Genomic DNA, 12,382 nt, shown 5'->3' with positions numbered 1-12,382 from the left:
TCGCTCCGTTTGTTCGCCAGACGCACCTGAAGGACGCTTATGTCGAGCTAGTCGATGGCGGCGCTTACCAGAAGGCGGTTCACTGCGGAGCCGGTCTCGTCGATTTCCCTGCGGTGCTTCAAGAGCTGAACAAGTATAACCCGGGCCTCCATCTCACCTTCGAGAACGATGTGCCCCGCTCGGAATGGGGCATCCTTCCGGGCGAGCCTCATCTCATCGAGCTGTACGACCCGGAATGGATTGCGGGGCATCCCGACCTTTCGCGCGAAGAGTTCGCCGCCTATTTCGAACTGGTACGGGGGTACACGGAACGCATCCGCACGGGGGAGGTCAAGACCTGGCAGCAGCTTAATGCGGAGCCGTTCGAATATGCCGAAGCGGTGCAGTGGATTGAATCATCCCGGCGGCATATCGACGATATCTGCCGGAAGCTCGGCATCTCGCGGGAAGGAGAAGCCGCTGCCGGTATCTGCCGCGTGGACTAATATCATTCAGGCCATCAGCCGGAAGGAGAAGCAGCTATGGAAATTGAACGGCCGATTCGGGTGATCGTGATCGGCGCCCATCCGGATGAAGCGGATATGTATGCGGGCGGCACAGCCGCCTTGTTCGCGGAGAGAGGACATAAGGTCAAGTTTCTCTCGTTGACCAATGGCGACTGCGGCCATTACGAGCAGCACGGGGATGCGCTTGCGCGGCGGCGCAAACTGGAGGCCCAGGCCGCAGCGGAATGTCTTGGCATTGAGGAATATGAAGTTCTGGATACACCGGACGGAACGATCGAGCCGACACTGCCTTTCCGAAACGAAGTGATCCGGCAGATCCGCAGATGGAAAGCGGATATCGTGATCACCTTCCACCCGGAAGGCGGAATCAGTCCCGATAACCGGTATACGGGACTCATCGTCAGCGACGCGGTGCCGTTCACGACGGTCCGCGGCTATTTGCCGGATGAGCCTGCGTTGCTGATCCGGCCTTTGGTTCTGCTAATGCCCGACACGACGATGATCCACGATTACAGAGCGGATATCATCATTGATGTCGGGCGAACGATTGAGAAGAAGCTGCGCGCATGCGACGCGCACGCCACGCAGTTCTATGAGTCCCCGGCGTGGCACCGGGGCACCCCGGATCAGCTTCCCGTAGAGTGGGAAGACAAGAAGCGGCACCTGCTGGAAGGATGGTCTGAGACCTTCTACGTCTCTCCGAAAATGCTGCCCGCTCTGGAGCAGTGGTACTGGAAAGAGCGGGCGGCGGAGGTCCGCTATGCCGAACCGTTCGAAATCGCCCGGTACAGCCGCCCTGCGAGCGCGGAAGAATTAAGGCAGTGGCTGCCGATGCTGGCGGATTAATCTCATATCGCACATTGCGGCGGCCTGCTCCCGGTGTTCATCCGGCGGCGGGCCGCCTGCTTGTTTTTCCCCCTCTACCCCCGATCAATTGCCGATGGGATTTCACAACCCGTTCTCCTCACCTTATTTTCCAAATTATTACCGATACAATTTAGCCTGACCCATACCGATATATATTGCAGCTTGTCATTTATTTTTTTGGGAGGTAAACGGGTGAAGAAGTATGCAAGGACACGCATCTTCATAATGATTTTGGCTTGCCTGGCTTTAATTGTCGCAGGCTGCGCCGACAAAGCCGTTGAAGAACAAAAGACGGAGGATGCCAACATCACACTGAAAGTCTTCTGGTGGGGGTCGGAAGACCGGCAGAAACGAACGGAAGCGGTCATCAAGCTGTTCGAAGAGCAGCATCCGGGAGTTACAATCGAAGGCACCACCGTACCATTATCGGCATATTGGGACCAACTGGCCATGAAGGCGGCGGATCAGGATTTCCCTGATGTGCTGCAGATGGATTACAGCATGATTAGCGATTATTCCATGCGCAAGCTGCTCGAACCACTGGATGCTTTCGTGGAGAAGGGTACTATTAATTTGAGCGATGTGGACAGCGTGTACGTCAATCCGGGCAAAATCAACCATGCGCTGTACGGTATTTCACTCGGTGTTAACGCACCGGCATTGATTTATGATCCCAAGGTATTCCAGCAGACGGGTATCAAAGGACCCGGGCAGGAAATCACCTATGATCAATTGATTGAGACAGGCAAACAGCTCAAAGCCGAGCTTGGCGATGATTTCTATCCGCTGGATGCGGAGATGCTGGACTTCAGCTATTACATCCGGCAAAAAGGAGCGACGCTGTTCAGCAGAGGCGGCAAAGCGCTCGGATATGAGAACGACCAGGATCTGACTGATTTTTTCAAACTGCAAAAGACACTGGTGAACGAAGGCATTATGGGGTTCTCCGGAAGCAAGGAAGAGAAAGACTCGCTGTTCGTCAAAGGCGATTCCGCTTTTAGCCCGATTACAAGCAACCGGGTCATTCTCTATAGCCAGCTTAAGGGAAGGCCGATCCGCATGATGCCATTGCCGCTGCTGCAAGGCGGAGAGGAAGGAAATTATCTGAAGCCGTCGCAATTCTTCTCCGTTTCGTCCTACAGCAAGCATAAGGAAGCCGCTGCCGAGTTCATTGATTTCTTCACGAATGACACGGCGGCAAATGAAATTCTGCAAGGTGAGCGCGGGGTGCCAATTGCCGGAAAGATTCGCAAGCTGTTAGCGGAACAAGCGGGCGAAAGCGGGAAAGAGCAGTACAACTATATCGAGTACGTCGCGAGCCACAACAAGCCGATTGATCCTCCGCCTCCGCGCGGAGCCAGTAAGGTAAACAACCTGCTGCTGCGCCTGGGCAAACAAGTCAACGATGGATTGAAGACGCCGGAGGCAGCCTCACAGCAGTTCCGCAAAGAGGCAACGGCAACGCTTGCAGAAATGAATTCCTAAAGAGGTGGCGCGATGACAATCCTGCATTCTATCAAATCAAAGCTGCTGGGCAGCTTTTCCCTGGTACTTATTTTGCTCGTGGCCGTAGGAACGATCAACTTTGTTCAAATGAACAGCATCGAGAGCACCTACAAGCAATTAATAGACGGGCGCTCCACTGCCGTCAGTCTGATTAAAGATCTGGGCATAGCGATCAATGATGAGAAAATAGCGACGAACTCCTACTTGTTATACTCGGACTCAGCGTCCCTGGAACAATATACGGCCGCAATTGCCCGATACAAGAAGCTTAGCTATCAGCTTGAGGCCATTACCAATGATCCCGATGAGTGGCTGCTGCTGCAAGGTCTGAACCTGCTGCAGATTCAGTACACCAACTACGCCGAGCAAATGCTTGATCTGAAAGCGCAGAACAAGACAGCCGATTATATGGCAATCGGGTCCACAAGCATTGAGCCGATCTCCAGGAAATTCTATGAAGCAGCCCAGAAATTAACGAATATTCAAGAGAGCCTGCTGAAAGAGGGAATGGCCAACGCAGAAACACAGACTGCGGCTACCCAAAGGCTGTCACTGGTAATTTCTGTCCTTGCGATCATCACCGGGCTGACCGTGGCCCTCTGGATCAGCCGGTCGATTTCGAGACCGGTGCTGCTGCTTTCCAACGCGGCAAAGGTCATCTCAGGCGGCGATCTGACGATGCAGCAGCTCAAGATTTCCAGAAAGGATGAAATCGGCACATTGGCTGCCTCCTTCAATATCATGGCCGATCATCTGCGCCGGCTCATTCAGGAAGTCGGCATGAATGCCGAGCAGGTAGCGGCCGCCTCCCAGGAACTGACAGCCGGGGCCGACCAGACCGCCAAGGCGACAGAGCAAGTCGTGGAGATTACAGGAGAGGTTGCGACCGGGGCTGAACGGCAGCTCGGCACAGTCAGGGACGGACTCAAGGCCATTCACCATATGTCCGAGGAAGCCGAAATGCTATCCACCGAAGCCACAACGGTGTCCGAAAAGGCCGACAGCTCTGCGCAGCTCGCCCAGGAAGGAAGTCTGAACATCCGCACGGCCATTGATACCATGCGCAACATCGAAGAAACGGTGAGCGACATCTCTCATGAGGTCACCGTTCTGGGTGAGCGCTCGCAGGATATCAACCAGTTGGTCAACGTGATCTCTGAGATTGCCGGTAAAACAAATCTGCTTGCCCTGAATGCCGCGATTGAAGCAGCCCGGGCCGGGGATGCAGGCCGAGGCTTCGCCGTGGTTGCGGCGGAAGTCCGGAAGCTTGCGGAGCAATCCGCCGCTTCCGCGCAGAATATTGCCGGTCTGGTTGAGAACATTCAAGAACACACCATGACCACCGTGCAGAAAGTGGCGCTCGGCACCCAGGTTGTAAGTTCCGGCATGGATGCGGTGCTCGCGGCGGGCAATTCTTTTGATAGGATCTATTCGTCCATCCAGGGTGTTGCAGTGCAGATGGCTAAAGTAACAGCCAGTTCACAGGATATCTCGGAGAGCACGCAACAATTGGTCTCTACCTTCGAGCATATCTCAGCTGTGGCCGACAACACTGCCGCAGGCACAGAAAGCGTCTCCGCCGCCAGCCAGGAGCAGCTCGCCACGATGGAGGAAATCTCCGGCTCCGCCTCGGCGCTCGCCAGGATGTCCGAAGAGCTCATTGGAATGGTCAATAAATTCAAGGTGTAGACCGCCAATCAAAAAGGTGTCTTAGCTGCCATGTCCATGGCTTCTGAGACACCTTCTCTTTATGACAAGCTTGCTTGACGGACGCTTTACGCGCCCATAATCACTTCCCACACTGGCTTCGTATGCCCGCCCGGGTACAACAAATACAGCAGCACATACACCGCCACGCCCGTTATGGCCGTGATGAACCAGATTACGGAGGTGATTCTCCCCCATTTGCGGTGCTTGGCGTACTTCGCCTTGAAGCCCAGCGTCAGCGTTGTAATGCCGAATACGGCGGCTACGGTTGCGAGCACAATGTGAAAAATGAGAAACACATGGTACAGCCCCGACAGGTTCTCCGGTCCGCCCCATGACGTATTGCCCACAAATACCGTTCTCGACGCGTACACAAGAAAGAACAGCACCGCAAATACCGCAGCGGCAATCATCGTCTTCTTGTGCGCCTCGCGCTTGCCCTTAATGATGAGCCCCCAACCGATAGCCACAAGCACCGCGCTGATGACGATGAACGATGTGCTGATCGTTGGAAACACTGTGAATATATCCATGTTCGTCCTCCTAGACCTCGCCGGCAGATGCACAGGTCAGTTCGCCGCATTCACCCCGGAAGAGTCCGGAAGTTCGTCGTCGTCCTGCCCGTTCTCTTTTTTATACCAGTGATAGAACACAGAAGCAAGCATGGAGGCAAAAATAACTTCCTGAATGAATTTCATCCCGATTCCGCCAACCTGCTGGTCCACCCTCGGGGACAACACTTCAAAAAAGGACGGTCCGCCAAAAGACCGCAGCAGCGCCGCGCCGCCGCCCGAAACGCAGTAGCCCATCGCTCTGGCCCAGGCATCCGGATCACTGTACGTCGCATACAGCGGCTTATCGGCAAAAATAATCAGCCCGCAAGCGGGCGTCAGCAGCACCATATTCAGGAAGATAAATCCCGCCTTGGCCAGTCCGCTCCAGCGATCCCTTTCCGGCAGCGGGTTAATCAGCGTCCACCACATCAGCGCCGAAGCAATGAATAAAATAAAGTAATACAACCGGTGAACGGCAAAATGCAGCATCACATAATCATGAACCGTCGGGATATGATACAGGGAGAACAGGCCGTTGAACAGCAGCGCCGCCGTGACCGGATGGGCGAGAACAGCCAGCCGCCGAAAGGGATTGACCCTATGGGCAGCCCGCCACAGCTCCGCTGGAATGCCAAGCATCATGAGCGGGACGGCGACATAGTAGGACAGCGCCATGCTGAGCATGTGGAAAGAGAACATGAGATGGCCCAGCAGACTGACCGGACCGCCTTGGGCCAGATAGAGCGCCGCCGCCCCCGTAACGAAGAAGATCCGCTGCCCTGGAGCCGCCGGAGCCGCCATTCCGAACCGGCCGGACAAGGGGCCGATCAGCACAAGATAACCGGAGACCGCCACCAGCATCCCCGCCAGAAACAGCGGGCTCCAGACATCGGCCAAGCTGAATGCATTCAGTCCGAGCATCGTCCAAGCCCCCCTCGTTAAGCAAGACATTCATCCTCCCGGCTAACCGGCTTTCCGTGCACCCGGGCCGCAAGAAGCAATGACCCGTAATCGGCCTTGCACAGTGCGGCCTGCGGGCCGCGCAGTTCACGCGCACCTGTGTCCAAGGAAATCGCCCCATGTCCACATCAAATACCTCCGGGCCAAACCGTTCATGCGCACCGTCGCCGGACGCCTCGCCGACACCCCTGCCGGATGCAGGCTGCCTTGCTTGGCTCTGCTTCGCAGGGGACACAGGTTTTACAGGATAATCTCCCTCTAATTCCCTCACTTAAGCAGACAATCGCCAAATGAACGGGAAATTCCCCCTCTAATTTTGCATCCCCTGGTCAAATTCTGCCTTTTTACCCATATTAACTGGAGTTTTTCCACTTAAGTGTTTCCTGAAAGGTTATCTGGTTAAATTAGGCGGAGGAATTCCCGTTATACCGAATCAGTCACCTTAAACAAGCCAATCGCACCCGGGCCGCCGCCCGCTCAATCCCACCAGACCCAGTACAAGGCCATGATGATACAGGTTCCGGCGATCAGGAAACCGCCCAGTATGAAAATAATCGGCAGCATATGCCCCTTATCCTTCAAATGCATCCAGTAGCCCATCTGCATAAAGACCTGAATCACGGCCATAACGAGCAGCAAAAGCACCGCAAAGACCGGGTTGACGTCTCCGGCCGCCACCGCCGCAAAGGCGATGAGCGTCAGCACAGCCGAGAGGACGAATATCATAACATGCTTCTGCGGGCCTTCCTGCCTATGGCGGCGCTTCACACCGTTATCCCGGGTATGCTGTTCAGCAGCCATAGCCTAGCCCACCTTTCCGAGCAGATAGACAACCGTAAAGATGAAGACCCATACCACGTCGATAAAATGCCAGTACATGGCGGATACGTAGATTTTGGGCGCGGTCACAACAGTCAGCCCTTTATAGGCCAACTGGCCGATCAGCAGCGAAATCCACACAATGCCGAAGGCGACATGCGCGCCGTGGAATCCGACCAGCGTATAGAACGCCGAGCTGAAGGCGCTTGTGGTCATGCCGAACTCTTCATGCCTTACATACTCGCTGAATTCGTAAATTTCCAGCCCCAGAAAGCACGCGCCGAGCGCTACGGTGACAAGCAGCCAATTCCGGAGCAGCTTTGGGCGGTTCCGGTGCATCGCCTGGATGGCGAAGACGCTGGTCAGACTGCTGACGAGCAGAAGGAAGGTCGCCGCCGCAACGAGTGGAAGATGGAACAGCTCATTGGCCGACGGGCCTTCGTTGGTCTGACCCCGCAGCGCCAGGAAGGTGGCGAACAAGGTGCCGAAGAGCACGGCCTCGCCGCCGAGAAACAGCCAGAAAGCAAGCACTTTGTTTCGGCCTTCGGCGGTCGCTTTCTCCGGTTCATGCGGCAGGCCGCCATGGACAGGTTCTGCATGCGTCGTTGTCATATCCGGTTCACCTTCCTTCCAGCTCTTCCGGCTCGATATGCCAGCCGTGATCGTCATATAGCGAGCGCATCAGCATCGCTCCAAAAGCAATCAGCAGACCCAGCCCGGTCACTATATAGTTATTGAACAAAAAGCCGACGAGCCTGCTGGCGAAATCATCGCGGCTGAACATGAACCCAAGCCCGGCGATAAAAATGCCCGCCGACATCAGGAAAGGCAGCGGCGTCGCCGAAGGCATATGAATCCTGCCAATCGGCTCCGCAGGCATCATCCCCTTGTTCCCCGCCGCCTTCTCCTTCCACAGAGCGTCAAGCCCGCGCACAAGCGGCGTCTGCTTGAAATTGTATTCCGGAGGCGGCGATGGAATGCTCCATTCCAGCGTGCGTCCGTCTTCCCAGGGATCGCTGCCAGCGTCCGGTGGCCTTCTCGAAGTAATCCAGACATTGGCCAGGAAGAACAGCATGCCAAGACCCATCAGCCCGGCCCCGATCGTGCTGACCAGGTTCAGCGTATCGAAATGCTGGTTCGGCAGATAGGTGAACACCCGGCGCTGCATACCCATAAGGCCGAGAAAATGCTGCACGAAGAAGGTCAGGTGAAAACCGATGATGAACGTCCAGAAGGTCCATTTTCCCAGAGTCTCGCTTAGCATCCGCCCGAACATCTTCGGCCACCAGTAATGCAGACCCGCGAACAGGCCCAGCACCAGGCCGCCGACGATGACGTAGTGGAAATGCGCCACGACGAAGTACGTATCATGGAACTGAAAATCGGCGGGCGCGGATGCCAGCATAACCCCTGTGACGCCGCCCATGGTGAATGTCGGAATGAAGCCGGAGGCGAACAGATTGGGTGTGGTAAACCGCACCGATCCGCCCCACAGCGTGAACAGCCAGTTGAAAATTTTGATGCCTGTCGGAACGGCAATGAGCATCGTCGATACGGCGAAGAGGGCGTTCGCCACCGGGCCAAGGCCGGTCGTGAACATATGATGCGCCCACACCATGAAGCCGAGGAATGCGATCAGGATGGTCGCGAACACCATGGAGCTGTAGCCGAACAGCCGCTTGCGGGCAAAGGTCGGAATGACCTCGGAGATCATGCCGAAGGCCGGCAGAATGAGAATATACACCTCGGGATGGCCGAAGATCCAGAAAATATGCTGCCAGAGCACAGGGCTTCCGCCCCCGCCGGGGACAAAGAAATTCGCGCCGAGAATCCGGTCGAAGGTCAGCAGCACCAGGCCGACGGTGATGGCGGGAAAGGCGAACAGAATAATCGCGGAGGTGATAAACGTCGTCCAGGCGAACATAGGCAGCCGCATGAACGACATGCCCGGCGCGCGCATCGTAATGATCGTCGCCAGGAAGTTGATGCCGCCGATGAGGGTGCCCAGCCCGGCGATTTGCAGGCCGATCGTGTAGAAATCGACGCCGTGCGTCCCGCTGTAAGCCGCCCCGGACAACGGCGTGTAGGATGTCCATCCCGCATCGGGTGCGCCGCCCATAAGCCAGCTCAGGTTAAGCAGCAACCCGCCGAACAGAAATGTCCAGAAGCCCAGCGCGTTCAGAAAAGGAAAAGCGACGTCGCGCGCGCCGATCTGCAGCGGAATGACCGCGTTCATCAGGGCGAAGATAATCGGCATGACGCCGAGAAAGATCATCGTGGTGCCGTGCATCGTAATCAGCTCGTTGAAGGTCTGGGCATCCACAAAATCATTCATGGGCTTAATCAGCTGCCAGCGGATAAGGAGCGCTTCAATCCCGCCGATGCCGAAAAAAAAGCCGCCCGCCCACAGGTACAAAATGGCGATTTTTTTATGATCGACGGTCGTAATCCAGTCCATCAGTCCGGTATACCGCTTGACACCGTGCGCGGCGGGCTTCGGAGATTTCAAGGTATGCGCTGCTTGAGCCAAGGTTCGTACCCCCTTTTCAAATGTCCGCTTGGTAAGGGCTTACGTGACTAGTTCAATTTATAATCCGCCAGATAGCCTGCGATCCGGTCGATTTCGTCGTCCGTCAGGCCCATATCCTGTTTGGGGTCGGGCATTCGGTTGCCCGGCTTTACGCCCTGCGTATCATGCAGCCATGTCTTTAAATTCTCCTCCACGGGCGCGCCGTCTTGGCGGGTATCGTCATTGAGCAGAATGCCCGCAACCGATTCGCGGGAGCCGATGCCGGTCAGATTCGGCCCTACCGCCAGCCCCTGATCGCCGACCGCGTGGCATGTCAGGCACTGATTCTTGAAGGTCTTGGCGAGCGCCGGATCTTCCGGAAGCACCGCAGGGGCTTGTTGCGCTTCAATCCATTGCTTGAATTCATCATTGCTAACCGCTTTCACTTTGAATTCCATGAACCCGTGGGAAGGTCCGCACAGCTCGGCGCATTTGCCGCGGTACACGCCTTCCTTTGGCGCGCTGAAGCTGAACCGGTTGGTTGCTCCGGTCGGATTCGTGTCGATTTTGCCGGAAAGAGAGGAGACCCAGAAGGAATGGAGCACATCGTTTGTCGTCAGTTCAAAGGCAATGTTCCTGCCTGCGGGAATAATGAGATCCTGCGCCGTCTTGATGCCGAAATCGGGGTATTCGAATTCCCACCAATACTGGTGGCCGGTCACTTTCACTTTGACCGCGTTCTTGTCGCCGGAATGATTGTCGCCCAGGGCGAACACCGTCCTCACCGTCGGAACCGCCAGCACGATGACGAGAATGAGCGGAACAACCGTCCAGAGCACCTCCAGCTTGAGGCTGCCTTCGATCTGCTCCGGAATTTCATCCTGTCCCGGCTTGCGGCGGAAACGGATCAGCACATAAGCCGCGATGGAAAAAACGATCAGCAGCACGACAATCATGATGGAAATCGCGAGCTTCATCAGTCCCAGCGAGCTTTCGGCGGCCGGCCCCTGCGGCCTCAAGACCGAGAGATCTTCGCGGCCGCAGCCGACGAGAACCGTTCCGAACACCGCGATCAGGAGAAGAAGCCGCCTTGCAGAGTGCCACGTTCTCATCATAGATCAACCCCGCTTTTTCCAATTTCAATCGTTTACATTACCTAAGCTGTCAATTATAACAATCACTCTTAATATAATTTTCAACGGCTGTTTTGTCAATGATTCACATTTATTTCACAATGTCGAAAAAGCTTGTCAAATCAACGTTTGCAATCGCTTTCGGAAAGCGATATTATATTTATTGGGCAGATAGACCGCTTACAACACCTTCTCCCCTCTATATATCCATTTGACAAATTTTCGCCACTTGAATCCACGTTTAGGTCAAGCATGCACAAAAAAACCGTTCTCTGCGGCTTTCGCAAATCACGGTTATAAAATCCTTGCGGATGAAAGACAAACGTTAAGAGACTGACGAATTTAACTTTACCAGCTCATGCTCTACGACCATGGTGAGTTCTTCCTCATAGCCTCCTGTAATCCGATATTTACGGACATATTCTTTGACGAATTTCTTGGGATCCTTGGGCCGGAAAATACGTGTCATTTCCCGCAGACTTTCCTTGACTTCGTTGTGACCTTTACTTGCCATGATCAGTTCCCTCCCAAAACATTGAAAATGAATGCTCCGTTGTAGAGAATGCATGATGAAAAGTCCGCCGTTACTTCGAAATGCAAGGGCTAGCTCCAGATGTTCAGAGATCGAAATCCGCTTGCATTTATCAATCCATTCGCTGATTGGCCGGATGAATAGCCGAGCCAACGCATGCATGGACTGGTGAAGCAGGTTCGTCGCGATTTGGGCTGAAAGCTTCAGGTGTGATTAACAGCCTGACACTGTGATTACCCGAAAAGCCAAGTCTGTGATCACTCCTTTCGGGCTTTATCGTTTTATTGTATCATATTCCGGTCCAACTTCCACCTTTCCTGCAAAATGTCCACATGAAAAACTTTATTGGCAAAATGTCCCGGAACACACGTTCTATTATAGCATGGATATTGGACCAGTGGTCAAGCCATTCATGAAAATTTTCAGAAATATTTATTGAAAAAGGTTTTCGCCCGCCGGACAGCCGCACACACGCGAAGGACGGATGATAGGGCAAGCAGGCTTAAGCTCATACTTTGTCCCGGCCACTCATAAGCTTGTATGGAGAAAGCGCCCGAAGGACGGCCTATGCCAAGCGCTCGTTGTTCATATGACAGGAGAGTGAAGCCCTTGTCCCCTTTTCGTTCATCCGTCGGTCTGCCGGATTATATCGCGGCTGCGCTGTGCTATCTGTTCCCCTTTGCCGGGGGCATCATCTTTCTCGCTGTGGAGAAACGCAGCCGGTTCGTGCTGTTCCACTCCCTTCAGTCGCTGCTCTCCTACGGCACGTTAATGGTCGGCCATGTTCTAGTAGGGCTGCTGCCTTTCATCGGCCCGCTGCTGGCGGCGCTCATCTTCCTGTGCAGCTGCGGCGTCTGGCTGCTGATGACGTATCATGCGCTGAGAGGCGCCTGGTATAAGCTGCCCTGGGCCGGAGATATCGCGGAGCGGCAGCTGCGGCGGCTGTAAACCCCTTTCGGTTTATGAAAGGGATTCCCTTTTGCCTCTGCTCTTTTGGTACAATGTAAGAGATGAACAGCATGAATCTGGGCCTGGGGGAAACGGAATGTACCTGTTTGTAATCAATCCGCGCTCCGGCGGCGGAGCAGGGCGGCGCGCCTGGCTGCGGGCCGAGAAGCGGCTGAAGGAGCGGGCGGTGGAGTACGAGGCGCTGCATACGGAGAGCGCGTCCGGCGCCGGGCGCGAGGTGATGCGGGCGCTTAAGCGCCGGGAGAAATGGAGCGCCTGCGTGGTGGTCGGCGGCGACGGAACGATCCACAGCGTTCTGGCGGCGGTGCTGGCGGGCGGCG

The 12,382-nt window shown here is 55.4% G+C and carries 14 protein-coding genes; 6 read left to right on the top strand and 8 right to left on the bottom strand.

What is annotated here, in order from left to right; genetic code table 11:
- From L692_RS32385 to L692_RS0104095, 4 genes are all read left to right on the top strand, one after another.
- The coding region (locus tag L692_RS32385; RefSeq protein ID WP_025697469.1) for a hypothetical protein at window positions 1-485 on the top strand (485 nt) is incomplete at its 5' end.
- 36 nt (window positions 486-521) lie between these two features.
- Window positions 522-1,352 (top strand): PIG-L deacetylase family protein, encoded by an 831-nt coding sequence (locus L692_RS0104105; RefSeq protein WP_025697467.1) that lies wholly within the window; start codon window positions 522-524, stop codon window positions 1,350-1,352.
- 213 nt (window positions 1,353-1,565) lie between these two features.
- Window positions 1,566-2,858 (top strand): ABC transporter substrate-binding protein, encoded by a 1,293-nt coding sequence (locus L692_RS0104100; protein ID WP_025697465.1) that lies wholly within the window; start codon window positions 1,566-1,568, stop codon window positions 2,856-2,858.
- A 12-nt stretch (window positions 2,859-2,870) separates the two neighbouring features.
- Entirely contained in the window at window positions 2,871-4,568 is a 1,698-nt protein-coding gene (locus L692_RS0104095; protein ID WP_025697463.1) for a methyl-accepting chemotaxis protein, read from the top strand.
- Window positions 4,569-4,654: 86 nt separating this feature from the next.
- Here the strand turns inward: L692_RS0104095 and L692_RS0104090 are convergent, their stop codons facing one another.
- The 8 genes from L692_RS0104090 to L692_RS0104060 all read right to left on the bottom strand — a co-directional run bounded on the left by L692_RS0104090 (window position 4,655) and on the right by L692_RS0104060 (window position 11,075).
- A complete protein-coding gene (locus L692_RS0104090) occupies window positions 4,655-5,119 on the bottom strand; it encodes a DUF420 domain-containing protein (RefSeq protein WP_025697461.1) in 465 nt (154 codons plus the stop codon).
- A gap of 36 nt (window positions 5,120-5,155) precedes the next feature.
- Entirely contained in the window at window positions 5,156-6,061 is a 906-nt protein-coding gene (gene ctaG / locus L692_RS0104085; RefSeq protein WP_025697459.1) for a cytochrome c oxidase assembly factor CtaG, read from the bottom strand.
- A 17-nt stretch (window positions 6,062-6,078) separates the two neighbouring features.
- Window positions 6,079-6,207 (bottom strand): hypothetical protein, encoded by a 129-nt coding sequence (locus tag L692_RS33775; RefSeq protein ID WP_269636711.1) that lies wholly within the window; start codon window positions 6,205-6,207, stop codon window positions 6,079-6,081.
- A 370-nt stretch (window positions 6,208-6,577) separates the two neighbouring features.
- Window positions 6,578-6,901, bottom strand: coding sequence for a cytochrome C oxidase subunit IV family protein (locus tag L692_RS0104080; protein WP_025697457.1), 324 nt, complete (start codon window positions 6,899-6,901; stop codon window positions 6,578-6,580).
- 3 nt (window positions 6,902-6,904) lie between these two features.
- Window positions 6,905-7,531, bottom strand: a complete 627-nt coding sequence (locus tag L692_RS0104075) for a cytochrome (ubi)quinol oxidase subunit III (protein ID WP_025697456.1) — start codon at window positions 7,529-7,531, stop codon at window positions 6,905-6,907.
- Window positions 7,532-7,538: 7 nt separating this feature from the next.
- The gene (gene ctaD, locus L692_RS0104070) at window positions 7,539-9,377 is read right to left on the bottom strand and encodes a cytochrome c oxidase subunit I (protein WP_025697454.1); all 1,839 of its coding nucleotides are present in this window, start codon (window positions 9,375-9,377) and stop codon (window positions 7,539-7,541) included.
- 119 nt (window positions 9,378-9,496) lie between these two features.
- Window positions 9,497-10,543: a cytochrome c oxidase subunit II gene (gene coxB, locus L692_RS0104065; protein ID WP_025697452.1), complete on the bottom strand. Its 1,047-nt coding sequence runs from the start codon at window positions 10,541-10,543 to the stop codon at window positions 9,497-9,499.
- Between the two features lie 343 nt (window positions 10,544-10,886).
- On the bottom strand, window positions 10,887-11,075 hold the full coding sequence (locus L692_RS0104060; protein WP_025697450.1) for a hypothetical protein: 189 nt from the start codon (window positions 11,073-11,075) through the stop codon (window positions 10,887-10,889).
- Between the two features lie 627 nt (window positions 11,076-11,702).
- On the opposite strand from L692_RS0104060, the gene L692_RS0104055 reads away from it, so the two are divergent.
- Both L692_RS0104055 and L692_RS27720 read left to right on the top strand, forming a co-directional pair.
- Window positions 11,703-12,041 carry a DUF4870 domain-containing protein gene (locus L692_RS0104055; RefSeq protein ID WP_025697448.1) on the top strand — a complete coding sequence of 113 codons (339 nt, stop codon included), beginning with the start codon at window positions 11,703-11,705 and terminating at the stop codon, window positions 12,039-12,041.
- A 97-nt stretch (window positions 12,042-12,138) separates the two neighbouring features.
- Window positions 12,139-12,382 (top strand): acylglycerol kinase family protein (locus L692_RS27720; protein WP_036721898.1); only part of this gene is annotated, 244 nt, incomplete at its 3' end.

Source organism: Paenibacillus forsythiae T98, from assembly GCF_000520735.1.
Classification (GTDB): Bacteria; Bacillota; Bacilli; order Paenibacillales; family Paenibacillaceae; genus Paenibacillus_AQ; species Paenibacillus_AQ forsythiae.
Note: the sequence above shows the minus strand (reverse complement) of the source record. Positions and strands in the feature narration are given on the sequence as shown.

Coding starts and splice junctions, on each gene's coding strand:
- L692_RS0104080 (WP_025697457.1), bottom strand. CDS start 6,901: ATGGCTGCTGAACAGCATACCCGGGATAACGGTGTGAAGCGCCGCCAT.
- L692_RS0104060 (WP_025697450.1), bottom strand. CDS start 11,075: ATGGCAAGTAAAGGTCACAACGAAGTCAAGGAAAGTCTGCGGGAAATG.
- L692_RS0104090 (WP_025697461.1), bottom strand. CDS start 5,119: ATGGATATATTCACAGTGTTTCCAACGATCAGCACATCGTTCATCGTC.
- L692_RS0104075 (WP_025697456.1), bottom strand. CDS start 7,531: ATGACAACGACGCATGCAGAACCTGTCCATGGCGGCCTGCCGCATGAA.
- ctaD (WP_025697454.1), bottom strand. CDS start 9,377: ATGGACTGGATTACGACCGTCGATCATAAAAAAATCGCCATTTTGTAC.
- L692_RS0104105 (WP_025697467.1), top strand. CDS start 522: ATGGAAATTGAACGGCCGATTCGGGTGATCGTGATCGGCGCCCATCCG.
- ctaG (WP_025697459.1), bottom strand. CDS start 6,061: ATGCTCGGACTGAATGCATTCAGCTTGGCCGATGTCTGGAGCCCGCTG.
- L692_RS0104095 (WP_025697463.1), top strand. CDS start 2,871: ATGACAATCCTGCATTCTATCAAATCAAAGCTGCTGGGCAGCTTTTCC.
- coxB (WP_025697452.1), bottom strand. CDS start 10,543: ATGATGAGAACGTGGCACTCTGCAAGGCGGCTTCTTCTCCTGATCGCG.